This is a genomic window from Bacillus cereus group sp. BfR-BA-01350 (assembly GCF_022663775.1).
In the GTDB taxonomy this organism is placed as follows: Bacteria; Bacillota; Bacilli; order Bacillales; family Bacillaceae_G; genus Bacillus_A; species Bacillus_A paranthracis.
On record NZ_JAKUGD010000002.1, the window covers coordinates 285,771 to 310,643 of the forward strand.

The following is a 24,873-nucleotide window of genomic DNA, read 5'->3' on the forward strand; positions in this document are numbered from 1 at the left end:
ACCAATCGGGTATTTACAGGCAGTTTCACCTATGCTTTACTCCATTTTATTTACTGCCTGTTAATACGGGATAAAAAAACTCGCAAGTAAATCACTTGCGAGTTTTCATCGTAAACTATCAGAAAATATGGTAAAATTAAATAGTAACTTAAGGTATGGTTGGTTGTTCAATTATCACTTCTCCAAGTAGAAGGGGGGTGATAATAAGTGAGTGAAATAGCGTTGTTACTGCAAGGTGGACTGTTTCTCGTTGCATTGTTAACGTTCGTCGTCGTTTTAATAGACAAGCTCAAAAAATAACAACCCACCTATGCCGATAGAATGTGGGTTGTTTTGTTTGTAAGAAACAAATAGGATAAATGAACAATCCAATCTGCTAAGTTACGTGGACTAGTGTGTAGCCGCACACTAGTCTTTTTTTATTTATATACAATTTATAATTGGTTTATGTGATTGTATTGTTCTTTTCATACTTATTATAACACAGTGTCTTTTCATCAAGAAAGGAGACCGTATGTTCTGTTTTGTGATCAAATAGAAGGTGATTTTTCTTTAAAGAGTCCGTCCATATACTGTTTTAAAGTTTGAACGTAAAATTCTTGCTTATTTACATCATTTACGCCGACAATTGGTGAAGGAAGTTCATATCTTTTTTCTGATAAATGAACGACAACATCAAAAATATCAAATAGACGAATGAAACAGAACAGTCCATCTTTATCACTCAATAAAATAAAGTAGTGGTTTTCGCTATTTGTATTTAATGTATTCCATAAAGAACTTTTGCTTAAATCACGAACAATGCTCTTTTCTTTTAATTCCATGAAGTCGGCATTCGATAGGATGCTAGAAATATCAATCGCATCTGGATCTTCAAAATAGCCATTGACTGCTTGTACAGCGAAAGTATAAGCCATTTTTAATACACTCATTTTATACTTACGGTTATCTAAAAGTAATTCACGTTGAATAGAGCTAGCTACTTTTGTTACACGTTCTTCTTTCCAGATTTCGTTATGTAGTGAAATATCGTGCTTTTTACATAGTTTCATAATTAATGCATTGGAATAAAGTATTTCGTCACTTACTTCAACAACATCCGTCTCAGCCGCTGCAAGTTCCTCACCATGCTCATTCGTATAGAGCGGGGAGTCAATTTGTTTTTTCATGTGTTCAATCTTAAACTGACTTAATTTATGCCGGATTAAGGGGCGATCAATATTTGTTGTCATTTGTTCATAACAAGTATCACAAATTGAGTTTGTGAAATAATATCCACATAATATTTCTGGGATGACATATTGTTCACTAAGTTCTTTCGTATCTTTTCTGCAAATGATGCATTGTGTCATTTTTATCACCTTTACCTGCAAATTTGTATGTAATCTCATTGTAGTGTATTTATTGGCATTTTGGAATATTGTAAAGGAAAATATTATGTGAAATTGTTACTTATTTTGGTACAATGAAGAGAAGTGCTAGTTTAAAGGAGGACGTTTTTTTGAAATCGAAAGTGCACTTTTGGACATTAGAAGTGCTAATGGTTGTAGCGATCATATTTATTTGCACAAAAATATCGTTTCTATTTCAACCGATTGGTATCTTCATATCAACGCTGTTTTTCCCAATCTTAATCGCGTTATTTTTATACTTCATATTTAATCCGGTATTAGTCTTTTTGGAGGATAAAAAAGTACCTAGAAATTTAGCGATTTTACTGTTATATCTTTTTATCATAACATTAACTGCAGTTGGCGTTGGGGTAGTTGTTCCAACGATCTCACAACAGCTAATGGATTTAGTGAAAAATATGCCAGGCTATATAAAAGAGGGAAAACTATACATACAAGATTTATCCCATCATAGATTGTTTGAATGGTTATCTACACAAAACTATGTTTCCATTGAAACAATTGAAAAAAATGCAATTGAATACTTAAAGGATATACCAAACACAATTACGTCGAGTGCAACGGCTTTATTTGGTATCATAACGAACGTCGCATTAGTTATTTTTACAGTACCGTTCATTTTATTTTATATGTTTAAAGATGGACATGCGTTTCCAGGAAAAGCAGTAAGTTTATTACCAGAGTCATACCGTGAAGAAGGGCTTCGTATCATTAAGGAAACGAACGAAACATTATCTGCATATATTCAAGGGCAAGCGCTCGTTTGTATATTTGTAGGTGCTTTTACTTTTATCGGTTATTTAATTATCGATTTACCGTACGCTTTTGTTTTAGGAATTATAGCTGCATTTACAAATATAATTCCTAACTTAGGTCCATTTATCGGTGCAGCACCAGCTGTTATTGTAGGTTTGTTCGTATCTCCGATGCAAGCGTTGTACGTAATTATTATCGTAACAATTGTACAACAATTTGAAAGTAACATCATTTCACCGCGTATTATGAGTTCAAAATTAAATATCCATCCGTTAACAATTATTATTTTAATTTTAGGGGTAGGTAACTTTGCGGGAATTATCGGAATGATCTTGGCGGTACCAGTTTATGCAGTAACGAAAACAGTTGTATCGAACTTAGTGAGACTGTTTAAGACGAAACGAAGTAATCGAAAATAGTATATGTTTAGAAAGATACACCGCTTTTTAAGTGGTGTATCTTTGTTTATTAATCAATGTTGAAAAGTGTACGAATGCAATCTTATTATATATTTATTACATATCAAATATAACGGTAAAGTTGTATGATATAGACCCGATAAAACTATGTGGAATCCCTCTGAACTATCCAAATCATTTCCCTAGAGCGTGCTATCAACATCATAATCGACTCCTTTCAAGTTTTATATTTTTAAAGGATTATAGGTGAGAGTAGTATTGGCTTCTACGATCTCGAATTTCGTCCATAATCTTTTTGTATTGTTGCTCTTGCTTTAATTCATCTTCAGAAAAGATTTCTTTCTGGATTGTAATTGTTAAAAAGAAAAGGTGAAACTTCATGATACATTTCTCCTTTCGAAAGGAATTATAGATGGCTACAGTAGTGACTTTGACGTTCTTTTACATCTTCCATAGCTTTATTAATTTGATGATCATGCAATATTTCACTGTCGGAGAACTTAGTTTTTTGAATCGTAATGGTTAAAAAGAATACTTTAAATTTCATTACATATTACCCCTTTATAAGTTTATTAGAAAAGACGGCTGTAATAAGAAGCTTGACGCTCTTTTACTTCGTCCATAATAGTTTGAATGTGTTGCTCACGCAAAATCTCATTCTGTGAAAGTTTACGTTTTTGAATCGTAATGGTTAAAAAGAATGCTTTAAATTTCATGAAGGCATTGCTCCTTTATAATTAATTTAGAAAAGGCGTGTGTAATAAGAGGCTTGACGCTCTTTTACTTCGTCCATAATAGTTTGAATGTGTTGTTCACGTAAAATCTCATTCTGTGAAAGTTTACGTTTTTGAATCGTAATCGTTAAAAAGAATGCTTTAAATTTCATAAAGGTATTTCTCCTTAAAAATATATTTTTAATACATGTGCGTATAGTATGAACTTTTAATGTCAGTCATTTTATCAGTCAGTTGTTTTAATTGTTGTTTACGAATGATTTCAGCTTCAGTTAAAGTATTTTTCTGAAGTACAGTCGTAAAAAAGAAAATATGAAAAGTCATAAATGAATTCCTCCTTTCGAAAAGGAATTACATGTGATCACAATAAAGTGCTTGGCGCTCCTTAACATCATTCATAGCTTTTTCTATTCGCTCATTATGAAACATTTCATCTTTAGAAATTTTATTTCTTTGAATCGTAATACTTAAAAACAATACGCTAATAGTCATCGAATGTTGCTCCTTTCTTTAAAAAATAATGTAAGAGACTAAAAAATCGCACAAAAAAGCCACAGGAAGATATAGTTCTCCTATGGCCAGGCGTGAAAAAGCCACAGGAAAGTATACGACCTCCTGTGGCGAATTTATGAATTAATAGAAATAAAGTACGATTTTCAATTCTCCATTAGGGTGGTCGAATTCATATTTAATTGTCCAGAAAACACAGGTGCAGTTAACGCTAAAGTTAAAGCATGTAATTGTAATTTCATCATTTCCTTCGACCTCCTTTTAGAATATTTTTCTTACGTTAGTAAGTATATACAATTAATGGATAATTGTAAACATAAAAAATGAAAATTTTTAATTTTGATTAAAATGCGTATATTTTAAAGGGTTTTGATAAGGTGTATTGTAATTAACGAAATATCGATAAAAATGGGGGATGCTAAATGAAATATATGCATCGTAATGTAGTTGTTATGCTAACAATTTTTTTATGTATTACTGCTTGTTCTAAAGGAGAAAGGATAAAAGAAATATCCGATGTTGAACCTGGTGATTTTAAGAAATATGCGGGGACATACGTTGGGAATAACTCAGATATAGTTGCAATTGTTAATCATTTACCCGGTGGTGAAACATTTCAAAGTGTAAGTTTAGAGAATGAAAGTATAAAGGTGAACTATGGTACAAAAGGGAATGGCCCCCTTACAGAAGACATGGTTGAGACGTATTGGTTTGATGGTAAGGATACGATGGAGAAGAATTTTCTCTTTAACATTATTTATTTAGCGATTTTAGTACCAAATGCGAAAAGCTACGAGTTTCAAGTGGAAAATAAAAAGTTTACGATAAAAAGAGAAGAAATACTACCAACATTGTATGAAAATTTTAATGATTTTCCAAAAGAAGATAATATATGGGATAAAAAGAAAGTAGTAAAGTTCCTTAATGATAATAACGAAAAAATTAATAGGCTTGTGAATGATAAAGATTTCCGAAAATCTTTATTTGTTAAACATCCAGTAAAGTAGTCGAAATAATTGGAGGGACAAAGATGGAGTTAGTATACAAAATTTCTTATCATAGAATGCAGGCTCATTATTTACCTAAGTTAGTACAGGCAATTCAGTTCGTTAGTGAAGAAGATTTATGGAAACAAGGGGATTTTGTGAATTCAATTGGTGGAATTATACTACATATTTGTGAACATATACAGAGAAATACTAGTCGTTATAAAAATCCAAATATAGTCTTTGAAAAGGGAATTGAGGAGTATTTTCCAGTAAAGCGACAACGTACTGAACTTTTGCTACAGTACGTTGAAGAAGTATTTGATGAATGGGGAAAAACATATATACAAGCATGTGGAGAAAAAAGACATATTGACCTTCATAGTTTATTACATTTAGTGGAGCACACAAGTTATCATTTAGGGCAAGTTGTAGATCGTACAAAGTCTATAAAGGGACAAAAATTTAATTTTTGTCAAAATGGTATAAATGAAAAGAATTTAAAAGTTAGAGTTGAAACTTCAAAATTTTAGAAAGAGAGTTATTCTTAAACGAATGACTCTCTTTTTTTATAAAAGAAATTTATGGAAATATACATTTTTATGTGATATGGTTAATTACATAAGTAATGAACCTATGAACCTAAGGTGGTGAAATTATGAAATCTACTCTGGAGCAAAATAAATTAATATACTTGCAAATTGCAGAAACGATTGAATCAGATATTTTAAAAGACATATTACTTGAAGAAGAACAAGTTCCATCAACAAATCAATTTGCGAAGATGTTACAAATAAATCCAGCTACTGCAGCTAAAGGGGTAAACGTATTAGTGGATGAAGGGATTTTATATAAAAAGAGAGGGATCGGGATGTTTGTTGCAAAGGGAGCGAAAGAAGTCGTACTAAAAAAAAGACAAAACACTTTTATGACCGAATATTTACCGAAAGTGTGGGAAGAAGCAAAAGTGCTAGAAATATCAAAAGATGAATTGATGGATATGATTCAAAAAATTACGAAGGAGGGGAACGAGGGATGATTGCACTTGAAACGAAAGATATAACGAAAAAATACAAAAAGAAAGTAGCAGTAAATGAAGTAACGATTTCATTGGAAGAGCATAAAATATATGGTTTGCTCGGTAGAAACGGAGCAGGAAAAACGACACTATTAAATTTACTTGCAGGCCAAATTACTTCAAGTAGTGGAAGCGTATCAATATTTGGCGAACATGTTTTTGAGAATAGTAAAGCGATGCAAAATATTTGTTTTGTTAAAGTGAAAGAAGCTGCTTATTTAAATAATAAAGTTAAAGAAATTTTTAATTTATGTAACATGTTTTATAAAAACTGGGATCAAAAGTTTGCTGAAGAACTTGCTAGGAAATTTCAGCTTAATTTGAAAGAAAAATACCATAAATTATCACACGGAATGCAAACAGTTGTCGGTATTATTCAAGGATTAGCAAGTAGATCACCAATTACTATTTTTGATGAACCAACTACAGGTTTAGACGCAGCGCATCGTGAGTTGTTTTATAGTTTACTACTAGAAGATTACGGTGAATATCCACGAACAATTATATTATCAACCCACTTAGTAGAAGAAGTAACTCATATTATTGAAGATGTAATCATCATAAAAGAAGGAAGATTGGTTGTTCAATCATCAGTGGAAGAATTGCTACAACAAGGTCATATTATTTCAGGAAAAAAAGATAAAGTGGATGAGTTTTCAAGCAATAAAAAAGTAATAAACCGAGAAGTTTATGGAAATAAGGGGATTGCTGTTATATGGAAAGAACTTTCTAATGAAGATTATTACTCTCTTGAAAAAGAAGGTTTAGCAATTGATAGAATTACATTACAAAAACTATTTATTCATATAACGGGTGGTGAAGTGAAATGACGATGTTAATGAAACAGTTGAAGTTACATATAAAATATCAGTATAAAGCCATTCTTACCTTTTGGACTGTAGCATTACTTATAAAAGGGACAATGACAGCAACGGATTTAAAGGGAATAAAGGTAGCATTTTTACACGATATCTTTAATAATTCATCAATTGCAATCGTAATGTTTATTGTGATAAGTATGTTTCTTATTCAACTTGATATTTTCCCTACGGTCGTCTCGTTCGGTGTCACTAGGTTGCAATTCTTGATGGGTTCAATATGTTTTATTTTATTGCAATCAGCATTGTTTTCAGGTCTTCAAATTTTATTTTTACAAGGTACATTTTATAAAACAGAACAGATAAATTTAGGATCATATGCAATTGAACAATTCTTTGTGCAGTTCATATTTTATAGTACATTAGCTTGTTTATTCCAATCAACAATCATTTTTCAGAAAAGATTTAATTGGTTCGGATTAGCCTTTAGTATAATATTTTTATTTGGATTGGCTAGTACAATGTATGCAGGGATAGGAATAAAAGAATTGGTGTTTATTAATAGTAAAATGTTACTAGAAATACCTCATTTTATATCAGTTTCGATAGTACTTATTTTCATATATATTGTAATAAGCGCACTATTTATTCGTAAGGTTTCATTTGAAGATACAATTTAAATACATTTAATTTAAGGGAGAAGGAAGATTAAATGGGAGACACATCCTCACTAATTACAGTCTTTTTATGCATTGCACTACTAATATTTTGGCGTCGTTATCGTTCTATGTATAAGCCAATAAAGGGATCGGGAAAACGTATTTTGTGGCCATTATTATTTTTAACACCAGGTGTTTTATGGTTTTTTGGTCCAGTACATCCAGCTATATTACAAGTAATTATAGCGGTATTCATTGGTGTACTTTTTGCTGTGCCGCTTATAGTTTTAACGAATTATGAACGAAGAGATGATGGGAATATTTATACGAAAAAAAGTGCTGCCTTTTTAATTACTTTTATTGCACTTGTTGTTTTGAGATACGGTTCAAGACAATATATTGTTGACTTAGATCAGCAAACGATTAGTTTATTATTTTACATCGTTGCAGTATCGTATATTATTCCTTGGAGAATTGCCTGTTATATAAAGTTTAGGAAAGTTTGGCGGGAAAATAGTAACCATGCTATATGAAAACTTCTCACTCGAGAAGTTTTCTTGTTTTTACATGTAAGCAAAACAATTTGTTGAAGTACAATGTTGTTGTAGAATATGATAATTATTAAAATGAAGGAAAGTAGAGGGGGATAAAAATGCGTACCATTTTATTCTTTCTAAATAACATGTCCATCGATAAAATAGAGAACATTAGGCAAAAACATGATCCTTTATTTGGATTAATTCCACCGCATATAACAATCGTATTTCCATTTAAGAGTAATATTTCAAGTGATGCATTAAAATCTCATATTTTAAATTTATCAAAAGGGGTAGGGGAAATTGAAGTTGAGTTTGCAAATCATATCACTAATGTAGGAAACTATTTGTTTTTTGAAGTGGAGGGAGGAAGAAAACCAATAGAAGAACTACATGATATGCTGTATACAGGACCTTTAATACAATTTTTGAAAGAAGATATTCCTTACTTACCGCATGTAACAGTTGGGAGAAAAGAAAGCGCGGAGTTAGCTGCTGAAGTAGCCAAGGATATACATAGTTTACCTGAAAAGTTACAATGTGTAATTGATAGAATTAGTGTAGAGCGAATTGGAGAGAACGGGGAATCAATTATTGAATTTGAAGTACCGTTGCAAAAAAGCTGACAAAAGTCAGCTTTTTTTATTCGTAACATGAAGTAAAGCACCAATCGCACCGCTATTACCACCATCTTGTAAAAAAACAGGTGTTTTATTTTGATATTTTGTGTAGCTACTAATAATATTTTGAAGGTGTATGTTATTACATAGAGTTGAACCAATATAAATAATATGGTCAATGTTTTTTGTTTCAGCGAATTGAAGGCTTAATGCAGTAACGACTTCACCGACAAGTCCTTGTACAGTAGCAAGTATATCTGAGTTATTATAATTTGATTCTATAGTAGCGGCTTTACCAAAATTGCTTGCAGTTAAACTATTATCAATAGGGGAGAGAATCCCACCATAAATATCTCCAACTGTAATATCTAAATCTTTTCTAGAACCCACTTTTGTTAAAGGAATCACATCTTCAAAATGATCTATATTTGTTAATAATTTTGAAAGTCCCATAATAGTACCTCCGCCAACACCGGTTCCACCAGCGCGAATATATCGGTCATTATAAATGTAATGAATGGAGGTACCTGTACCGATATTTGTTAAAACAAAGTTGTTTATATCATATTTTTCTTCTTTTAATATGTATCGGACACCTACAAGAGTAGCTTCAAATTCGTTTAGTTCTACTATTTTATATGAGTTTGAAAGTAGTTGCTGTAATTGTTTCGCTTTACCACCAGTAATACATATTTGTTTTATACTAGTTTGCTTCTTAAGCCAATCTATTATTTTATCTTGTTCATTTGAATAAAATTTTTCAAAAGTTAATTTCTTTTTTTCGTTTAAATAAGCAATTTTTGTTAATGTTCCTCCAGCATCGATACCGATCGTACTTTCCATTTGCCTGCTCCTAACTAAGTAATTTATTTACTCTGTTCATGTTGATGAAACGAATTGGTAGGAGATAGATACCCTGGTGAATAAAAAGGTCTCTATTCTGCTTGATATATTAATAGCTTTTCTATCGTTACAATCGGTTGATTATTAACGGTTGCGGTACCTTTACCGAGAACAAAACCTCGGCGATTGCGAGTTAACTCATAATGTAAAGTAAGTTTATCACCGGGATATGCTTTTTCATGGAATTCAGCCCCATCTAACGAGGAAAGGAAGCCTAGTCCGTCAGAGTCACTTGTATGTACAAATGCACTAAGCTGAGCAAGTGCTTCTACAATTAACATATGAGGCATATGTTTTTGACTATCATTTATAAACCATTCTTTATTTGTAATGAGTTTATATCCTGTAACGGATTCACCTTGTTTTACATTTGTTACTTTATCAATCATTAAAAATGGATAACGATGGGGAAGCGTGTCTTTAATATGCATATGAAAGTACCTCCAATGAATAATACCCCTGCTTATAGTTAAGCAGGGGAGTTATCATTAATTTTTAACTAATTCTTCTGCTTTTTCAAGAGAAAAAATACCACTATTTCTAATGTTTTCAACAACTTGTTGTAACACTGCTTTATCTTGAACGAGTGCAATGCGTACAAAGCCTTCTCCGTGAGGTCCAAATGCATGACCTGGCGTAACAACGACATTCGCACGATCCATTAATGCATATGCGAAATCTATAGAAGTCCAGCCGTTCGGAATTTCGGCCCAGACGAACATACTGCCGGCTGGTTTATCAACATTCCAGCCAAATGTTCGGAATCCATCAACTAAAGTATCTCTACGTTCTTGATAAATACCGCGGTTTTTCTCACAAAAAGCAGCGCCATTTCTTAGTGCAACACATGCCGCTTTTTGAATTGGTAAAAACACTCCGTAATCTGTATTAGATTTAAATTGTGTAAGTGCCCCGACAATTTCTTCATTTCCAATCATATATCCAATACGACTACCTGCTAAACTATAACTTTTTGACAAAGAGTTGATTTCTACGCCAACTTCTTTAGCACCAGGCACAGAGAGGAAGCTAATTGGTTTATTACCATCAAAATAAAATTCAGCATAAGCAAAATCATGGACAACAATAATGTTATGCTTTTTCGCAAATGCGATTACCTCTTTAAAGAAATCTTCATGAGCCATTGCTGGAACGGGGTTCCCTGGGAAGTTTAAAATCATCATCTTCGCTTTATCTGCAATTTCTTCAGGAATTAGCGCTAAGTTAGGTAAGAAATCATTATCTTTCTTTAGAGGCATGTAGTAAGATGTTGCACCAGCCATTTGAATTCCTGTTTCATAAGCTGTATATCCTGGGTCAGGAACTAATATAATATCTCCCGGATTCGCATAAACCATAGGTAAATGAACGAGTCCATCTTGTGACCCCATTAATAATAAAACTTCTTTATCGGCATTTAATATAACATTATGAGTGTTGTTGTAATATTCAGTTACAGCTTCGTGAAATTCTTGAATACCACTTAATGTGTATCCATAGCTTTCTTTTTGATTTGCTGTATGTACCATTTCTTCTCTTACGAAATCAGCAGGTGGCATATCAGGATTCCCGATACTTAAATCAATCATTTTGTGACCTGCTGCAATTTTTTCTTTTTTATAGGCCCCTAATTCACTAAATATAGAAGATTGGAATGCTTTCATTCTAGTTGCTAACGTGTAAGTCATCAAAACCCCTCCTAAAAAACAGTGTTTTCTTTCTGCGTTTTTAATTATTCTGAAAACACATGAGTACATTTTATCATTTTTTTATGAAAATTAAAACGATTGACAAATTTAGAGGGAGGATAAAAATAACGCAGAAAATATTTTCTGCGTTTTAAATGAAGAGCAATCATTTCTTTTTATATGTACATAATTTTTCCACTGCATAAAAGTATACATTTAATTTGCCATCGACAATTTGTAAAGTTTGATCCGATGTAAATGAGTTACCATAATCTATGTGATATACATTAGAATTCTTTACAAATGAACCTTTGTATAAATCTTCTTTTTTCTTTGTTGTTTGCATTTCTACTAAATATTGAATAATTTTTTCTTTCTTTTCTTCTTTTACAACTGTTTCAAATTTATACGATATAGGACAAAGACCGTTTTTGTTGTCAACGACTTCCCAAGAACCGTATATATCATTATTGCTACATCCACTGAGTAGTATAATGAATAATGGAATAAGTAATAGAACCTTTTTCATTTTGTACTCCTTTCTTTTCATTGTCGATAAACGTGCGAATGCGATAGGAATATTGTAATAAAAAAAGTTTAAATTTTTATAAAGAATTATTTAATTTCATATAAAAATTTAGGGGAATTGAAAAAGCATGAATCAAGTGTATAGTCAGATTCATGCTGAGTACTGTAGCTTATGTTATGTTTCTTTTGAGGAAAAATAAAGAGGAAAGTAGGACCATTATTCCGTTTCAAATATATACAATTGCAACAATAAAGGCTAATGTACCTGCGCCAAATCCAGCTTTATCAAATATAGAAGCGAATGCTGTGGTAGTCAAAAAGACAAGGGGAGTCAGTAGTGAAAATATAAAACCTGCGACAATTCTTCTTTTAAAGTTATGCTGAGAAAGGGAAATGGCTAAAAAGTTTAGGATGCTAAACATAACTATTACAAAAATAAAGATAATAAATAATTGCATACCATCAGACATTCCTACACCGCCTTGTTGTAGATAATAGTTTATAGAATGTATTCGAAGATAAGAGTGTTTACTCCTTTTAATAATTTCAATAAACGTAATAAATAAGATTATATAAAACAAAGAAGCATGGATTAGTTTAATACTACTAAATCCATGCTTCTTTAATTATGTTATAAATTCGCAGATTGCGAAGGTTGTTTTTCATACTGTTTCTGTTTAGATAGCGATATGAAAATAATTAATAATGAAATAACTCCGAAGATTAAAACCATATATTGCAATCCAATCGTATCTAAGAAGAAGCCTGTGCCAAGTAAGACAATTTGGAACATAACTCTCTCAAACATATTACGGAATGAGAATAGACGGCCGTGATAGCTTTTTTCCACTTTCGTTTGGAAAATTGTCGACATAATAGGGAAGAAGCAACCGACACTAAAACCAAATAAACCAAATGATGTAAGAGACATCCATTTTATATCGCTAAAGAACAATGATAGATGTGCAAAAGCGGTACAAACTGCGAAGAAATATAGTAACTTTTCAGGTTTGAAATGGTCCGATAAACGTTTAATAACGAAGGCACCTAACATAAATGCGATACCTTCAATCGTATATATAAATCCTTTAATCGTTGGATCATGTTGCATTTCGCTAATATTAATTACCATTAAATTAAATCCAGCTATAAATAATAGAGGGATAATACTTAATATAAGTGCTGTAAAAGCAATAGGAATCCCTTTTAAAATACGAAATACTTCCATAAAGCTATTATCTTTTGCCGCTTGTTTACTTGGTGTTATTGATTTCTTATCTTCGAATTGAAGGAAGAAAGTTGAGAGGAATAATAAAGCGTACGCTGCCATTGAGAAAGCATACATATACTGTAAACTCATTACAACTAAAAGAATTCCGCCTAGTGAAGTACCTGCAATACGAGCGATTGTACCTACATTCATATGTACACCGTTCATTTGTAATAACTCATGCTCACGTACGATGAGTGGAATTACAGATTGTAATGCAGGAAAATAAAATGCTGCTGAAATTTGAAGCGCAACCATAAATGCAATCATAAAGGCGATACTTTCAAATTGGATAGCGAAAAACATAAAAATAACACTAATAACACGACCAAAACCAGCATAAAGAAGAACTTTTTTCTTTTCATATTGATCGATGATACGACCAGCCATAGGTCCCACTAGAACACCTGCTAATAGTCCGATAAACAATATAACTGATTTCATGAAATCAGAAGGGACATATTTTTGCATAAATTCAAGGTTGCCAAGAATTCCAAGCCATAACCCTAAACCAGCAATAAACTCCCCAATTAAAACAATCCAAACATTTTTATTACGCCACATAATATAAAACCTCTCCGTCTTTTAAAATGAAAAACTCGTATATAAAACCTCCTTTTTTTATGTATTTTTATTAACGAACTTTTTTAGAGTCAGAGTCTATATTACGTGTTTCATCAGCGGATTTCAATCTTTTTGATTTGTCAAAAAATCGATTCGTTAATTGATAAAATAAGCAAATCAAAATGTAAATACTAAATGATTAAAACATAATGAATAGTAGGGATAAATATTAAAAAAATAAAAAAGCAAGAACATATAACTATGTCTCGCTTTTCTCAATTGCAAAATTAAACATTAGATTCACTTAGCAGCATTTACGCTCTTGTCCAATAGCTAAAGCGCTAAAAGATAGAGGACCAACAACTTCTGCGCTTGCACCACTAGTAAGGTTTTCTACAGTTAATGAATATTGGTGTGTTCCACTGCTAACATTTTGATCTATAGCTTGAAATGTTTGAGTGTAGAATTGCTCAGAATCTGTAGATTCAATACCTGCTTGTGCATTGAAAATTTCAAAGTTATCACGGAAAATTCGGAATAAAATTTGTGAAGTCCCAGATATACCTTCTACACCAACTGTAGCAATTAATTCTACTCTATTATTACGTGAATCTCTACTTGAAATTCTCAATTTCAAATTTGCTAGAATTGCTTTATTTGGAGCAGCTGGGATTGCAAAAGTTGTTTCACCCGTTTTACTTATAGGCTGAGTAGCTTGATAGTCAATGATATGAGTCATATTCTTCACCTCCTCATATGCTAAAATATGAAATTTACGATAAAATAGATTGGACAAATAATAGAAAGTTTTAAGAGAATTGAGCACAATTATTGAAAAGAGGAAGATTAAATGAAGGCATCAAGAAAATAACACAATTAGGTGATATTTTTCTTGATGCTTTTTGTAGTTATGCAGAATATTCTTCTTTGCGTACTTCAAAAAATTCATTTCGACGTAAGTAATTATAAACTTTCTCGGATACCTCTTCTTCTTCATACATTAAGAAACGGTGGTCAAAAGCATAGAATGATTGACCTTTAATTAATTTTACGTAGTAAATTTTACACACCTCCTTTAGCATAATTAGAACTTACCTAATATTATGATGGTCTATATGCTTGTGAATCATACTTAGAGTTTCAAAGGATAGAAGCTACGTAATTTGAATAAGCTTACAAAAATGTAATGTTGTTGTCATGTTTTCCGATAGTTAAAAATAACCAATCTCTTCTATACTACAAATAAGCTATAAAAAATAAGGGGGTAAAAAAGATGGATGAAGTGATTGGAGAAGTTGTAGCAGGTATTTGTGAATTTGTAGTTGAAGTAACAGCTGATGCTATTGGGAATTTAGTTTCCGGGAACGATGAGGAAAAAGAAAAAATATAATCATTTATAAAAGTATACAGATATTCAAAGTATTAAGGCTGACTTCTAAAAGGGAGTCAGATTTTTTATTTTTTACATTAAATTAACTGTATTTAAATATTTAAATGTTATTATATTGGTAAAACTCATAAAGGAGGTGAATAAATAAAGATGTCGAATTTAGAGGCTGATTTATCTGATTCTCGTTTAATTGTGGCGAATGTGGAGGAAAAGGAATATCACTTTATTGTTCGTGAACACCCGATTGTAGGAAAAATTATATCGCTATTGGAAAATGGAAAAGAATATGGTTTAATAGATAAACAAACCGCGAATAAAAATAAATTTATTAAATCGGAGCTTACTAAATTAGAGTATTTTAACGTAGATGTTCTCTATCATACACCTGGATGGATATGGATTGGTATGGATCAATTTGGTTTACATGCTCGTGAGGCTACTTATAACGAAGTAGACGTTATTATGAAGTTGAAAGAGGATTTATATTATATAGATGTATATGAAAAAGTAAAAATGTAATTGATATTTAGTCAGGTTAGGGGACAAGTTCCCGTAGCCTTTTTTGTTTTATATGTAAACGGAAAATCGATTTTATGTTGATGATAGGACAGCATGATAAGAAGTGAGCTGAAAAGAGGATTTGAAAATACATAAAGAGAACTTTAATTATTATATGAATTCTATATGTAAATAACAATAGAAAGAAGATGATAAAATGAGTAAAGAAGAGCTTGTGAAACAACAGTTTGGTAATAATGCGGAGAAGTATGTAAAAAGTAAAATTCATGCTAAAGGACCGGATTTACAATATGTAGTTCAACAAGTTGAGTCTCGTCATAATAATCGTCTTCTTGATATTGCTACTGGCGGAGGACATGTTGCAAATGTATTAGCGCCATTGTTTAAAGAAGTAGTTGCTTTAGACTTAACAGAAAAAATGTTAGAGAATGCAAAAAAATTTATTATAAGTAACGGCCATGAAAATGTGTCTTTTGTTGCTGGAAACGCTGAGAGTTTACCGTTTTCTGATAGTTCTTTTGATACAATTACGTGCCGAATTGCAGCACATCACTTTACGAATCCAGCTCAGTTTATTTATGAAGTAAATCGTACGTTAGAAGATAATGGATTGTTTATTTTAATAGATAATGTTTCACCGGAAAATAATGAATACGATACATTTTATAATTTTATAGAAAAAAAGCGGGATCCGAGTCATGAACGGGCTTTGAAAAAAACAGAATGGATTACCTTATTAGAGAAAAATGGTTTGCAAATGCAGTCATGTCTTACTTTTGACAAGAAATTTGATTTTGACTGGTGGTGCGATATGATGAATGTACCTTTGCAGAAGCGGGTGAAGTTAACAGAATGTATGATGAAAACATCAGTTGAAATGCAAGAATTCTTTAACATTCAATATGAAAATAATAAAATCATATCGTTTTATACTGAAATGGCATTGTTTGTATGTAAAAAAAGTTTAACATTAAAAAGATAAATTTCTTGCAGTCTTTCCAAAGTACGTTATACTTAGTAACAGAGAAAATGAGAATTGAGGAAATGTAATAATGATTCGCGTACGTATTGAAGGAACTGAAGAAGAAATGCTTGAATTTATGGAGAAAATGCCGGATATTCCTGGATTTGAAAAAACACATACGAGAGAACCAAGAAAAGGAAATAATCCAAAATATGATTCAAGTAAAAATGTACTAGCATATTTATCTTATAAAAAGATTGAAGTCGCCAATAAATAGGCGGCTTTTTTAGTTTGCACCGTTTCACAGCCTTGTCTTTTTTACATACTAATAATAGTAGATAATGCTGAAGAGGGGTGAGTATAGTTAATAAGAAAATCATCTTTTTTGGAGACTTTGGTATTGATGATGCTGTGGCGTTAATTTATGCAAATAAAACATGTAAATTAGATATTTTAGGTATTGTTGCTGAATATGGGAATGTATCGCGAGAAATCGTAACAGAAAATGTGTATTTTTTAGAAAGATACTATGCTACAGAAGTAAAAATCATTGAGGGTGCAGCAAGACCGATGACAGCTGAAGAACCTTTGTTTTTTCCTGAAATTCATGGAGAGCACGGCCTAGGTCCCATTATTCCACCTGAAATGAGGATTTGTAAACGGGAAAATTTTTGTGAATTAATTAAATTAATTGAGCCTTGTCCAGAAGATATTATTATCGTAGCGACAGGACGATTAACAACATTGGCAACATTATTTTTATTATATCCAAATGTAATGGATAAAATATGTTCGTATTATATTATGGGTGGTGCGTTTTTATTTCCTGGTAACGTTACTCCTGTATCGGAGGCAAATTTTTATGGAGATCCAATTGCTGCAAATATTGTAATGAAGTACGCAAAGAATACGACTATTTATCCATTAAATGTAACGCAACAGGCCCTAATTACGCCTGAAATGGTGGATATTATTAATAAAGAAGGAACAGGGCAGGCAAAGCTTATTAAACCAATGATTGATTTTTATTATGAGAACTTTTATAAAAAAGAATACCCGGGTATTGCTGGAAGTCCGATTCACGATTTGCTTCCGTTCATTTCATTTATAAATGATGATATTTTTGAATATAAAAAATCTGCAGTTTGGATTAGTACGACAAATGACGTAACAAGAGGACAAAGTGTGGCTGACTTTAGAAAAATAGCTGAGCCGACGAGGTTTGATGATCGGCCGATACAAAGAATTGCGGTTGGTTTTAATTATCCTGCATTTAAAGAAGAGTTTATGCGGACAATATTGAAGCCCGATTGTCCATAATAAGTGTAATATCTCAAGCTGCATAAATCGTTAGTCTAAAAAGTTAATTAACATGCATTATTTTTACAAGAAAATACAGTTATGCTCCATGAATAACTTATGAAAAATGTAACATAACTAATGGTAAGCAATTGTTTCTAATTATATTTTGATTGGTGAAATATAAAGGAGGTTATCATATGATTTGGTCTTTAATCGTTGGTGGTATATTAGGGTGGCTTGCTAGCTTAATTACTGGTAGGGATGTACCAGGCGGTGTAATTGGTAATATTATTGCTGGTATTATTGGTTCTTGGATTGGTGGGAAATTACTTGGTAGTTTCGGCCCAGTAATCGGCGGATATGCAATTATTCCAGCTTTAATTGGTGCGATTATTTTAATCTTCATCGTAAGTTTCTTATTGCGAGCAATGCGAAAATGAATGTAAGGACTGTTTACATTTGTAAGCAGTCCTTTTTATATGTTATGCTAGTATTATACAATCAGGAGGTGTCAGCATTGAAAACATTTACAGTAAATTTTCATCAAGAAGATAATGCTAAAGCGACAACAGTACATAAATTAAGTGAAGAGGACTTCAATAAAGCGACAGAAAAAGGCACTCGTCATCTATTTGATTTAGATACAAATGTTGGATTCTTCGTATTCTTTGATGCAGAAGATGCAGAAGGAAATGATCAATACTTAATGTTACAATATGAAGGAGATCATGAAGAGCCAACTGCGTGCTACGGATTTGATTTAAAACTATACTATCAATTTTTAGCACTATACTTAAATGATCTTGAATTCCAAGGTGAAACTGATGAAGAAGAGGAAGAGTATGGTCCAATTCATCATTTAGCTCACTTACTTTATCATATTGTTGAAGATGGTAAGTCAATCGAAGTGTAAAATACATATGTAAAGCTGTCCTTTTTGGACAGCTTTTTTCTATTTAAGGAAGGAGTGCAGTGTAAATGGCGAGAAGGGATATATAAGGAGATGGAAAAATGATAAACAATACAATTCCAAGTTTTTTAAAATTATGGGAAAGCACCGACGTAGAATTAGCGGTCCTCAATCAATACTTCACTTTGCATCCAGAGATATTTGAAGAATACTTTAAGTATCATTGTCCTAAAACGAAAGAACGTCTTTCTAATGCCATTAACCTATATCCCGCAAAAATAGAAGATATTCGTATCATTGCAGAAACATTACCGACTATTATTCAAGAGATAACGAATGAATATCGTAATAAATATAGCTTTGATGTAAATATGAAATTCCACATATTTATTGGAGCTTTTGGATCTAATGCATTCGTAGAGAGGGAGATCATTGGAGATATATTTTTTGCGGTAGAAAAATTATCTCCAGATTTAAATCACCTTCGTGTTATTGTCGCTCACGAAATAGGACATATATATCATAATGTTATGTTACAAAATGATGGAATGGACTGGGGGAAAGCCGAGTGGGCCGATGCGACAGTTAATTTGTATCGTGAAGGCGTTGCAACATACTTATCAAAGCAAATTATAAAAGGATTAAATGAATCAGTATATTACTCATATGACAATGATGGTGAACGTTGGTTACAATGCTATATAGAAAATGAAGAACATATAAAGAAACGTTTTTTGAAAGATTATATAGAAGGATGGACGTTTGAAAAAGAGAAAGAGTGGTTTCGGTTATCTGGTGGACAGTATTTTGGATACAACCGACTCGGTTATTTTTTAGGAACTGCTTTTGTAGAATATGTTGTACAAGCATTGGGAGAGAGTGAGGTATTTACTTTTTGGAATAAATACAATTTAAAAAGTAGTGTGTTGGATTGGTTATCGAAATGAATAGCATTTAATAGGGAGCTGAAATGTATGAAAGTGTATGTAAAGATAGCTTTATTATGTCTTACTTTTACATGCATATTTGCCTTAGCGGCATGTAAAGGAACAGATGAAAAAAAGGAAACAAACCAAACTTCGGAAAATAGTAAAAACGAACAGAATACTTCTTCTGAAGGAAAGAAAGAGCCTGAGGTTAAATCAAATACCGATTCAAATTCGAAGGATACAGTTATAAACCAAAAATCAATTAACCACGTTAAAAACTTGTTTGAACTAGCGAAAGAAGGAAAAGTACCTAATGTTCCGTTCGCAGCTCATACAGGAGATATTGAAGAAATAGAAAAAGCGTGGGGAAAAGCAGATAAAACAGAACAAGCAGGAAACGGAATGTACGCAACTTTTACAAATAAAAATGTCTCCTTCGGTTTTAATAAAGGATCACAAGTTTTTGATGTACGCTCCTATCATGCAGAACTAAAATCAATTACATTACAAGAAATTGAAAAGGCATTAGGAAAACCAAACTCAGTTAAAGTAAATGGCGAAGATAAAATATATGTATATAGAGTAAACAATCAGTTTGAGTTAAAATTTATTATTCCAAAATCGACTGGTAAGGTAAATCATATTTCGGTATTTTCGCCAGAGGATAGTATAAATAAAATGGCAGGGTAGGATAATAAAAAAAGGATGTCACAAAAGTCGAAATCGATGACTAGACTATGTGACATCCTTTTTTGGGTGTAAATAAGAAACTTCCTTTTATAAAATATGATGGGGATGCTCTAAAACATCTTTTTGAATAACTTCTCTTCTGTTCTTACGCTCTAAATTTCGAACAAAAAGAGCTTGGATAATGCCTCCAATTGTTAAGAAACAAGCACAAATATAAAATAGCATACTACCGTTTAGTTTACTTAATAAAACCGCACCGATAACAGGACCGCAAGTTCGAGATACATCCCAGTGTAAACCGTAAATTGAAAAATACAATCCACGTTTATCTGAAGGAGCGATTTCTGAAACAAATCGAAGTAAATGGTTTAAAGCAATACTTTCGCCAATGACTAAAAAGAGTAACGTGAAAAATAGTGACACGATTGTTGCTGAAAGGCCGTAGCCAATTGCAGCTACTATATAACAGGCATAAGAAATAATGATGATTTTGGCCATGGAAAATCTTTCAGACCACTTTACGAGGAAAATTTGTAGAATGATTTCCATAATAGCCCGGCATGTTGAAATAAAAGCGAGTATGAAAATGAAATTCTGAAATACATCTTCTGCGAAAATACGATAATTTGTCTCAGTTTGTGCATAAAAAAAGCTAATAGGCAGTGTAGAAACCATAAGTCCAATTACGGCGGAATGATTGCGTACAAACTGTTTTGGAGATGATACTTCAAGTTTTTGCTCGGGCATTGTAATTGCCGGAGCGGTTTCTGGGAGCTGAGTCCAAACAACTACTGCATAAACCATAAGTGTAATACTTTGCATCATAAATAAATATTCAGGATGAGTGTTATAAAAGACTGCACCAATTAAAGGGCCAATTACGGTACCAATTGCTCCCATCGTTTGCAGGAGGGCAAAAATTTCCGCTTGCTGCCCTTGTTTTGTTAAATCAGCAATTTGTGCCCGTTGAGCGGGAATATATAAGGAACGGCCAATACCATTTATGACGTATAACAATGCAAATATAAAAACGGATTGAGCGAAAACGAAACTACCGATTGCAACACCTTGTAGTAACAATCCTAGTAACATGATTTTCTTTCGTCCATATTTATCAGTAATTCCACCAGCAATTAGTGTAAATACGATGTCTGAAAGTGGTTGTAGCCCGAAAATAAGCATAGTAATCATTATATTACCGTTTAACATTTTATTAACATAAATAATCATAATGAGTGCTAACATGGATTCTGTTGTTCGAGTTAATAATTCACCGCCCAGTCTAATAATGATTGGTTTATTGTAACGTAATAAGAGATGATTCAATATTGTTTCCTCCTTTCTATATTGAAATGATAAGATAAAAGGAGGAATGGAAAAAGGGTAGAAACAAAAGGGGGTATTTTTCACCTTTTAGGGGGATTATAATGTTCATTTTAGATCAATATATTGAACTATGGTGTGCCTATGGTAAAGGGAGACAAGAAGGCGAACAATTTGAAGTAACAGTACAAATGATTGCAGAAACATTATTTTGTACAGAACGGAATAGTAAATTAATTATCAAAAAGTTAGATGAACTAAATTGGATTGCTTGGTTTCCAGGTCGGGGGAGAGGGAATCGTTCTAAATTAATATTTCAAAAGCAACCAATTCCACTAATTTTAGAAAGAGGAAAAGAATTAACGAAAAAAGGAGATGTGAAAAGTGGAATCTCATTTGTGGAGCGCTACAGCTCGCAATTTCCGTCAGTAAAGAAAGAGTATGAAGTTTGGATAGATTCCATATTTGGGCATCAAATAGAAAGGACATCCGAAGGGAGAAGAGATGTACTTCGTTTGCAGGTTCAAATGAATTTAGATATTGCATTAGATCCGGTTTACGCTACGATGCGATCGGAATGTCATATGGTTAAACATATTTTTGATACACTCGTATATGTAAATGAGGAAACAAATTCTATAGAACCAAGACTTGCTTTTCAATGGGAATATAATGATGCTGAAAAAGTATGGACTTTTTATTTACGAAAAGGCGTTCGTCTTCATAATGGAAAACGCCTTACTGCATATCATGTTATACATTCATTAAATCGATTTATGAAAGCTGAAAACAACCCACACGCATGGATGTTACAACATGTTGAAAGTTTCCGTGCAGTGGATGAATTTGTTGTTGAAATTCAATTACATACGGTAAATAGGATGTTTTTACATATGCTAAGCGCAGAACAGTGTTCTATCGTAATTGAAGATGAAGCAGGAAACTTCATAGGTACAGGGCCTTTTATATTACAAGAGAAGAATACACATTTATTTGCATTAGAAGTACATGATTTATATTATCGTGAAAGACCTTTTCTTGACCGAATTGAACTATTGAATGTAGAGCAAAATGTAAATACATATGACGTATTAGTAAAGGCGCAGTATAAAGATAAAGAAAATCTTAATAAAGAACTTTCACGGCTTGAATCGAATGTGACATATGTAACGTGTAATCTTGTAAAAGAAGGGCCAATGCAAGATGAGCTGTTTCGAAAAGCGCTATATAAAATTATTCATGGTGATAAAATCGTTCAAGAACTTGGCGGAGAACGTGGAGAAGTGGCAAAGAAACTAATATTAGCAAATGAAAGTATAGTAGAAATTGAGGAAGATATCGAAAGTTTAATTAAAAGGAGTACGTATCATAGTGAAGTGCTACAACTATACACATTTACAGGACGAGATCACGTTGAAGATGCACAATGGATACAAAAAGAGTGTGCGAAGTACGGGATTCGTGTAGAAACTAATTTTCTTGAAATAGAAGATCTTTTAGAAATTAGTACGATACAAAAGGCTGATATGATGCATGATAGCGCAACAATTAGCGAACGAATAGAAGATAGTTTGTTATATATGTTTCTTACAAAAAACAGTTTTATTCATGGGCAAAGCAGCGTGGATTTTCATAAATCATTGTCCCCTTATTTTAAACAAGAACAAGTAGAGAAAAGAGTTACACTGTTACGCGATATTGAGGAGACATTGTTACGTCAAATTCAAGTTATTCCTTTATACCGTAACAAACAACAAGTAACTTCTCATGAAAAAGTACAAAATATAATGATTAATTCACAAGGGTGGATTGATTTTTATGAAATATGGTTTACATGTTGATATATAAGGGTTTTTACGCATTTTATAAGATGCGTGAGAACCCTGTTTTTTTTGTGTGAAACAGGGTTGTTTTACACATTGTTACGCTACTTGTTATAAAAGTCTATTTACAGCGTAACAGTGTTATGTTACATTGTTATCAGGAAGGAGTGTTATACAGTTGAGTACAGATTTAATTTCAAAAAAAGATTTATTAGAACTTACTGGTATTTCATATGGACAGTTATATAGGTGGAAAAGAAAAAATTTAATACCGGAAGATTGGTTTGTACGAAAGTCTACATTCACGGGTCAGGAAACATTTTTTCCGAAAGAAAAGATATTAGAGCGTATTGATAAAATTCAAACGATGAAAGAGGATCTATCACTTGATGAACTAGCGAATATGTTTTCGCCGAGTGTGAGGGAAATTCTTTTAACGAAGGAAGACATTTTACGTAAGGGGATTGCATCAGAACCAGTTTTACAATTTTTCATAGAACAAACGAATAAAACAGCGGAGTTTCAATTTGTAGATATTCTTTATGTGTACATGTTAGAAGAATTACTACAATCGGGAGAGATTAGTTTAGAAGAAGGAAAAATGGTCTTGCAAGTTTTACGTGAAAATTATGAAGCGATTAAACATAAAACGTGTGACTTAATTATTATCCGAAAGTTAGGGATTTCTACATGTTTATTAGTTTCAAACGTGGACGACTTAATTTTTGAAAAAGGCACCAAAATCGTTTTACGCGAAGCGATTATGAAATATACCGAAGCATTAAAAACTAAATTGTTGTAATGGAGGAGTAAGTATGCGTACAGATAATTTGATTATAAATGGTTACGGTTCATCGAATGGCGGTGAGTTTCATAAAGTGCAATTAAACGGAAAAGGAACTGTGAATGGAAATGTCGAATGTGAGCAATTTGAATGTAACGGTTACGGAGCAGTTACTGGCGATTTGAAAAGTAACAGTGCACGAATTAGCGGATCTGGTAAAGTCGATGGCACAGTTCATGCTGAAACGATGCGAATTGATGGGAAAGCTACAATTACGCAAAATGTAAAGGCAAACAGTTTGAAAATTGCAGGAAAAGGTACGATAGGCGGAAATGTCACAGGTGAAGAATTTAAAGTCAATGGTCAAGCAACCATTGACGGTAATTGCGAAGTAGATACTTTTTCTTCAGAAGGACAATTTACAATTGGCGGATTATTAAGCGCTGATGAAATAAATATTAATATTCACGGTACATGTCGCGCGAAAGAAATTGGTGGTCAAACGATTAAAGTAAGACATAGATCAGGTACATTAAGTAGGCTATTTAAAACAGTATTTGGCTTGCAGTTAGAAGCTGAACTATTAGAAGGTGACAATATCGATATTGATTATGCTCACATAAGAACGGTAAGAGGAAACAATATTACAGTAGGACCGAACTGTGAGATTGAACTCATTGAATATACAGGTGTTCTAACTGTTGATAAAAGCGCAAATGTAAAAGAAATTAAGCAGGTTTAATGGGAGGGAGAAAGCA

Annotated in this window: 36 protein-coding genes; 20 read left to right on the forward strand and 16 right to left on the reverse strand. The window is 32.4% G+C overall.

Features of this window, described 5'->3' with window-relative positions; genetic code table 11:
- Positions 1-207 precede the first annotated feature (207 nt).
- Positions 208-300, forward strand: a complete 93-nt coding sequence (locus MR147_RS05520) for a putative holin-like toxin (protein ID WP_001289320.1) — start codon at positions 208-210, stop codon at positions 298-300.
- Between the two features lie 230 nt (positions 301-530).
- Here the strand turns inward: MR147_RS05520 and MR147_RS05525 are convergent, their stop codons facing one another.
- Positions 531-1,352, reverse strand: coding sequence for an HNH endonuclease (locus MR147_RS05525; RefSeq protein ID WP_074609998.1), 822 nt, complete (start codon positions 1,350-1,352; stop codon positions 531-533).
- 149 nt (positions 1,353-1,501) lie between these two features.
- Between MR147_RS05525 and MR147_RS05530 the strand changes: the two genes are divergently transcribed.
- Entirely contained in the window at positions 1,502-2,587 is a 1,086-nt protein-coding gene (locus MR147_RS05530) for an AI-2E family transporter (protein ID WP_000837884.1), read from the forward strand.
- A gap of 240 nt (positions 2,588-2,827) precedes the next feature.
- On the opposite strand, the gene MR147_RS05535 is transcribed toward MR147_RS05530, so the two are convergent.
- From MR147_RS05535 to MR147_RS05560, 6 genes are read right to left on the reverse strand one after another with little or no spacing between them, the layout of a single operon-like run.
- Positions 2,828-2,968, reverse strand: coding sequence for a YrzI family small protein (locus MR147_RS05535; RefSeq protein WP_071728872.1), 141 nt, complete (start codon positions 2,966-2,968; stop codon positions 2,828-2,830).
- A gap of 25 nt (positions 2,969-2,993) precedes the next feature.
- Positions 2,994-3,134 carry a YrzI family small protein gene (locus MR147_RS05540; RefSeq protein WP_000669812.1) on the reverse strand — a complete coding sequence of 47 codons (141 nt, stop codon included), beginning with the start codon at positions 3,132-3,134 and terminating at the stop codon, positions 2,994-2,996.
- 25 nt (positions 3,135-3,159) lie between these two features.
- The gene (locus tag MR147_RS05545; protein WP_000668976.1) at positions 3,160-3,303 is read right to left on the reverse strand and encodes a YrzI family small protein; all 144 of its coding nucleotides are present in this window, start codon (positions 3,301-3,303) and stop codon (positions 3,160-3,162) included.
- A gap of 26 nt (positions 3,304-3,329) precedes the next feature.
- A complete protein-coding gene (locus MR147_RS05550; protein ID WP_074562549.1) occupies positions 3,330-3,473 on the reverse strand; it encodes a YrzI family small protein in 144 nt (47 codons plus the stop codon).
- Positions 3,474-3,501: 28 nt separating this feature from the next.
- On the reverse strand, positions 3,502-3,645 hold the full coding sequence (locus MR147_RS05555) for a YrzI family small protein (protein WP_029438701.1): 144 nt from the start codon (positions 3,643-3,645) through the stop codon (positions 3,502-3,504).
- Between the two features lie 27 nt (positions 3,646-3,672).
- A complete protein-coding gene (locus MR147_RS05560; RefSeq protein WP_074610000.1) occupies positions 3,673-3,813 on the reverse strand; it encodes a YrzI family small protein in 141 nt (46 codons plus the stop codon).
- Positions 3,814-4,253: 440 nt separating this feature from the next.
- On the opposite strand from MR147_RS05560, the gene MR147_RS05565 reads away from it, so the two are divergent.
- The 7 genes from MR147_RS05565 (at position 4,254) to MR147_RS05595 (ending at position 8,534) form a co-directional block, all read left to right on the forward strand.
- Entirely contained in the window at positions 4,254-4,838 is a 585-nt protein-coding gene (locus MR147_RS05565) for a DUF4825 domain-containing protein (RefSeq protein ID WP_074610002.1), read from the forward strand.
- Between the two features lie 23 nt (positions 4,839-4,861).
- A complete protein-coding gene (locus MR147_RS05570; protein ID WP_242303766.1) occupies positions 4,862-5,350 on the forward strand; it encodes a DinB family protein in 489 nt (162 codons plus the stop codon).
- Positions 5,351-5,475: 125 nt separating this feature from the next.
- On the forward strand, positions 5,476-5,856 hold the full coding sequence (locus tag MR147_RS05575; protein ID WP_074610006.1) for a GntR family transcriptional regulator: 381 nt from the start codon (positions 5,476-5,478) through the stop codon (positions 5,854-5,856).
- Positions 5,853-6,725, forward strand: a complete 873-nt coding sequence (locus tag MR147_RS05580; RefSeq protein WP_164690861.1) for an ABC transporter ATP-binding protein — start codon at positions 5,853-5,855, stop codon at positions 6,723-6,725. Before MR147_RS05575 ends, MR147_RS05580 begins: the two co-directional genes overlap by 4 nt.
- Positions 6,722-7,393: a DUF4052 family protein gene (locus MR147_RS05585; protein WP_074610010.1), complete on the forward strand. Its 672-nt coding sequence runs from the start codon at positions 6,722-6,724 to the stop codon at positions 7,391-7,393. The genes MR147_RS05580 and MR147_RS05585 overlap by 4 nt, the downstream gene beginning before the upstream one ends.
- Positions 7,394-7,425: 32 nt before the next feature.
- Positions 7,426-7,905 (forward strand): CcdC family protein, encoded by a 480-nt coding sequence (locus tag MR147_RS05590; protein ID WP_242303767.1) that lies wholly within the window; start codon positions 7,426-7,428, stop codon positions 7,903-7,905.
- A gap of 119 nt (positions 7,906-8,024) precedes the next feature.
- Positions 8,025-8,534 (forward strand): 2'-5' RNA ligase family protein, encoded by a 510-nt coding sequence (locus MR147_RS05595; RefSeq protein WP_074610013.1) that lies wholly within the window; start codon positions 8,025-8,027, stop codon positions 8,532-8,534.
- A 6-nt stretch (positions 8,535-8,540) separates the two neighbouring features.
- On the opposite strand, the gene coaW is transcribed toward MR147_RS05595, so the two are convergent.
- From coaW to MR147_RS05635, 8 genes are all read right to left on the reverse strand, one after another.
- Positions 8,541-9,371, reverse strand: a complete 831-nt coding sequence (gene coaW / locus MR147_RS05600; RefSeq protein WP_074610016.1) for a type II pantothenate kinase — start codon at positions 9,369-9,371, stop codon at positions 8,541-8,543.
- Between the two features lie 92 nt (positions 9,372-9,463).
- Complete coding sequence (locus MR147_RS05605; protein ID WP_242303768.1) at positions 9,464-9,862, reverse strand: 3-hydroxyacyl-ACP dehydratase FabZ family protein; 399 nt, start codon at positions 9,860-9,862, stop codon at positions 9,464-9,466.
- A 57-nt stretch (positions 9,863-9,919) separates the two neighbouring features.
- Positions 9,920-11,119: an LL-diaminopimelate aminotransferase gene (locus tag MR147_RS05610; RefSeq protein ID WP_242303769.1), complete on the reverse strand. Its 1,200-nt coding sequence runs from the start codon at positions 11,117-11,119 to the stop codon at positions 9,920-9,922.
- Between the two features lie 166 nt (positions 11,120-11,285).
- Positions 11,286-11,648, reverse strand: coding sequence for a hypothetical protein (locus MR147_RS05615; protein ID WP_074610023.1), 363 nt, complete (start codon positions 11,646-11,648; stop codon positions 11,286-11,288).
- Positions 11,649-11,874: 226 nt separating this feature from the next.
- Positions 11,875-12,117, reverse strand: a complete 243-nt coding sequence (locus MR147_RS05620; protein ID WP_074610025.1) for a hypothetical protein — start codon at positions 12,115-12,117, stop codon at positions 11,875-11,877.
- A 161-nt stretch (positions 12,118-12,278) separates the two neighbouring features.
- Complete coding sequence (locus MR147_RS05625; protein ID WP_074610028.1) at positions 12,279-13,481, reverse strand: MFS transporter; 1,203 nt, start codon at positions 13,479-13,481, stop codon at positions 12,279-12,281.
- 304 nt (positions 13,482-13,785) lie between these two features.
- Complete coding sequence (exsC, locus tag MR147_RS05630) at positions 13,786-14,220, reverse strand: exosporium protein ExsC (RefSeq protein ID WP_074610030.1); 435 nt, start codon at positions 14,218-14,220, stop codon at positions 13,786-13,788.
- A gap of 169 nt (positions 14,221-14,389) precedes the next feature.
- The gene (locus MR147_RS05635) at positions 14,390-14,542 is read right to left on the reverse strand and encodes a YqbF domain-containing protein (protein ID WP_074610053.1); all 153 of its coding nucleotides are present in this window, start codon (positions 14,540-14,542) and stop codon (positions 14,390-14,392) included.
- 479 nt (positions 14,543-15,021) lie between these two features.
- Between MR147_RS05635 and MR147_RS05640 the strand changes: the two genes are divergently transcribed.
- The 8 genes from MR147_RS05640 to MR147_RS05675 all read left to right on the forward strand — a co-directional run bounded on the left by MR147_RS05640 (position 15,022) and on the right by MR147_RS05675 (position 20,185).
- Entirely contained in the window at positions 15,022-15,390 is a 369-nt protein-coding gene (locus MR147_RS05640; RefSeq protein ID WP_074610034.1) for a hypothetical protein, read from the forward strand.
- A gap of 196 nt (positions 15,391-15,586) precedes the next feature.
- Positions 15,587-16,372 carry a class I SAM-dependent methyltransferase gene (locus MR147_RS05645; protein ID WP_000031330.1) on the forward strand — a complete coding sequence of 262 codons (786 nt, stop codon included), beginning with the start codon at positions 15,587-15,589 and terminating at the stop codon, positions 16,370-16,372.
- Positions 16,373-16,442: 70 nt separating this feature from the next.
- Positions 16,443-16,631 (forward strand): YvzF family protein, encoded by a 189-nt coding sequence (locus MR147_RS05650; protein ID WP_000621882.1) that lies wholly within the window; start codon positions 16,443-16,445, stop codon positions 16,629-16,631.
- Positions 16,632-16,708: 77 nt separating this feature from the next.
- Positions 16,709-17,674 (forward strand): nucleoside hydrolase, encoded by a 966-nt coding sequence (locus tag MR147_RS05655; protein WP_001992229.1) that lies wholly within the window; start codon positions 16,709-16,711, stop codon positions 17,672-17,674.
- A gap of 179 nt (positions 17,675-17,853) precedes the next feature.
- Positions 17,854-18,096, forward strand: coding sequence for a GlsB/YeaQ/YmgE family stress response membrane protein (locus MR147_RS05660; protein WP_000638307.1), 243 nt, complete (start codon positions 17,854-17,856; stop codon positions 18,094-18,096).
- A gap of 77 nt (positions 18,097-18,173) precedes the next feature.
- Positions 18,174-18,569 carry a hypothetical protein gene (locus MR147_RS05665; protein ID WP_000847587.1) on the forward strand — a complete coding sequence of 132 codons (396 nt, stop codon included), beginning with the start codon at positions 18,174-18,176 and terminating at the stop codon, positions 18,567-18,569.
- A 98-nt stretch (positions 18,570-18,667) separates the two neighbouring features.
- The gene (locus MR147_RS05670) at positions 18,668-19,513 is read left to right on the forward strand and encodes an aminopeptidase (protein WP_074610037.1); all 846 of its coding nucleotides are present in this window, start codon (positions 18,668-18,670) and stop codon (positions 19,511-19,513) included.
- A 27-nt stretch (positions 19,514-19,540) separates the two neighbouring features.
- Positions 19,541-20,185 carry a YjgB family protein gene (locus MR147_RS05675; RefSeq protein ID WP_242303770.1) on the forward strand — a complete coding sequence of 215 codons (645 nt, stop codon included), beginning with the start codon at positions 19,541-19,543 and terminating at the stop codon, positions 20,183-20,185.
- 87 nt (positions 20,186-20,272) lie between these two features.
- On the opposite strand, the gene MR147_RS05680 is transcribed toward MR147_RS05675, so the two are convergent.
- A complete protein-coding gene (locus MR147_RS05680) occupies positions 20,273-21,511 on the reverse strand; it encodes an MDR family MFS transporter (protein ID WP_074610043.1) in 1,239 nt (412 codons plus the stop codon).
- A gap of 101 nt (positions 21,512-21,612) precedes the next feature.
- Between MR147_RS05680 and MR147_RS05685 the strand changes: the two genes are divergently transcribed.
- From MR147_RS05685 to MR147_RS05695, 3 genes are all read left to right on the forward strand, one after another.
- Positions 21,613-23,349, forward strand: coding sequence for an ABC transporter substrate-binding protein (locus MR147_RS05685; RefSeq protein WP_074610044.1), 1,737 nt, complete (start codon positions 21,613-21,615; stop codon positions 23,347-23,349).
- 160 nt (positions 23,350-23,509) lie between these two features.
- A complete protein-coding gene (locus MR147_RS05690) occupies positions 23,510-24,133 on the forward strand; it encodes a YhbD family protein (RefSeq protein ID WP_074610045.1) in 624 nt (207 codons plus the stop codon).
- A gap of 13 nt (positions 24,134-24,146) precedes the next feature.
- Positions 24,147-24,857 carry a bactofilin family protein gene (locus MR147_RS05695; protein ID WP_001258377.1) on the forward strand — a complete coding sequence of 237 codons (711 nt, stop codon included), beginning with the start codon at positions 24,147-24,149 and terminating at the stop codon, positions 24,855-24,857.
- Positions 24,858-24,873 lie beyond the last annotated feature (16 nt).

Coding starts and splice junctions, on each gene's coding strand:
- MR147_RS05525 (WP_074609998.1), bottom strand. CDS start 1,352: ATGACACAATGCATCATTTGCAGAAAAGATACGAAAGAACTTAGTGAA.
- MR147_RS05535 (WP_071728872.1), bottom strand. CDS start 2,968: ATGAAGTTTCACCTTTTCTTTTTAACAATTACAATCCAGAAAGAAATC.
- MR147_RS05540 (WP_000669812.1), bottom strand. CDS start 3,134: ATGAAATTTAAAGTATTCTTTTTAACCATTACGATTCAAAAAACTAAG.
- MR147_RS05545 (WP_000668976.1), bottom strand. CDS start 3,303: ATGAAATTTAAAGCATTCTTTTTAACCATTACGATTCAAAAACGTAAA.
- MR147_RS05550 (WP_074562549.1), bottom strand. CDS start 3,473: ATGAAATTTAAAGCATTCTTTTTAACGATTACGATTCAAAAACGTAAA.
- MR147_RS05555 (WP_029438701.1), bottom strand. CDS start 3,645: ATGACTTTTCATATTTTCTTTTTTACGACTGTACTTCAGAAAAATACT.
- MR147_RS05560 (WP_074610000.1), bottom strand. CDS start 3,813: ATGACTATTAGCGTATTGTTTTTAAGTATTACGATTCAAAGAAATAAA.
- MR147_RS05565 (WP_074610002.1), top strand. CDS start 4,254: ATGAAATATATGCATCGTAATGTAGTTGTTATGCTAACAATTTTTTTA.
- MR147_RS05570 (WP_242303766.1), top strand. CDS start 4,862: ATGGAGTTAGTATACAAAATTTCTTATCATAGAATGCAGGCTCATTAT.
- MR147_RS05575 (WP_074610006.1), top strand. CDS start 5,476: ATGAAATCTACTCTGGAGCAAAATAAATTAATATACTTGCAAATTGCA.
- MR147_RS05580 (WP_164690861.1), top strand. CDS start 5,853: ATGATTGCACTTGAAACGAAAGATATAACGAAAAAATACAAAAAGAAA.
- MR147_RS05585 (WP_074610010.1), top strand. CDS start 6,722: ATGACGATGTTAATGAAACAGTTGAAGTTACATATAAAATATCAGTAT.
- MR147_RS05590 (WP_242303767.1), top strand. CDS start 7,426: ATGGGAGACACATCCTCACTAATTACAGTCTTTTTATGCATTGCACTA.
- MR147_RS05595 (WP_074610013.1), top strand. CDS start 8,025: ATGCGTACCATTTTATTCTTTCTAAATAACATGTCCATCGATAAAATA.
- coaW (WP_074610016.1), bottom strand. CDS start 9,371: ATGGAAAGTACGATCGGTATCGATGCTGGAGGAACATTAACAAAAATT.
- MR147_RS05605 (WP_242303768.1), bottom strand. CDS start 9,862: ATGCATATTAAAGACACGCTTCCCCATCGTTATCCATTTTTAATGATT.
- MR147_RS05610 (WP_242303769.1), bottom strand. CDS start 11,119: ATGACTTACACGTTAGCAACTAGAATGAAAGCATTCCAATCTTCTATA.
- MR147_RS05615 (WP_074610023.1), bottom strand. CDS start 11,648: ATGAAAAAGGTTCTATTACTTATTCCATTATTCATTATACTACTCAGT.
- MR147_RS05620 (WP_074610025.1), bottom strand. CDS start 12,117: ATGTCTGATGGTATGCAATTATTTATTATCTTTATTTTTGTAATAGTT.
- MR147_RS05625 (WP_074610028.1), bottom strand. CDS start 13,481: ATGTGGCGTAATAAAAATGTTTGGATTGTTTTAATTGGGGAGTTTATT.
- exsC (WP_074610030.1), bottom strand. CDS start 14,220: ATGACTCATATCATTGACTATCAAGCTACTCAGCCTATAAGTAAAACG.
- MR147_RS05640 (WP_074610034.1), top strand. CDS start 15,022: ATGTCGAATTTAGAGGCTGATTTATCTGATTCTCGTTTAATTGTGGCG.
- MR147_RS05645 (WP_000031330.1), top strand. CDS start 15,587: ATGAGTAAAGAAGAGCTTGTGAAACAACAGTTTGGTAATAATGCGGAG.
- MR147_RS05650 (WP_000621882.1), top strand. CDS start 16,443: ATGATTCGCGTACGTATTGAAGGAACTGAAGAAGAAATGCTTGAATTT.
- MR147_RS05660 (WP_000638307.1), top strand. CDS start 17,854: ATGATTTGGTCTTTAATCGTTGGTGGTATATTAGGGTGGCTTGCTAGC.
- MR147_RS05670 (WP_074610037.1), top strand. CDS start 18,668: ATGATAAACAATACAATTCCAAGTTTTTTAAAATTATGGGAAAGCACC.
- MR147_RS05675 (WP_242303770.1), top strand. CDS start 19,541: ATGAAAGTGTATGTAAAGATAGCTTTATTATGTCTTACTTTTACATGC.
- MR147_RS05685 (WP_074610044.1), top strand. CDS start 21,613: ATGTTCATTTTAGATCAATATATTGAACTATGGTGTGCCTATGGTAAA.
- MR147_RS05695 (WP_001258377.1), top strand. CDS start 24,147: ATGCGTACAGATAATTTGATTATAAATGGTTACGGTTCATCGAATGGC.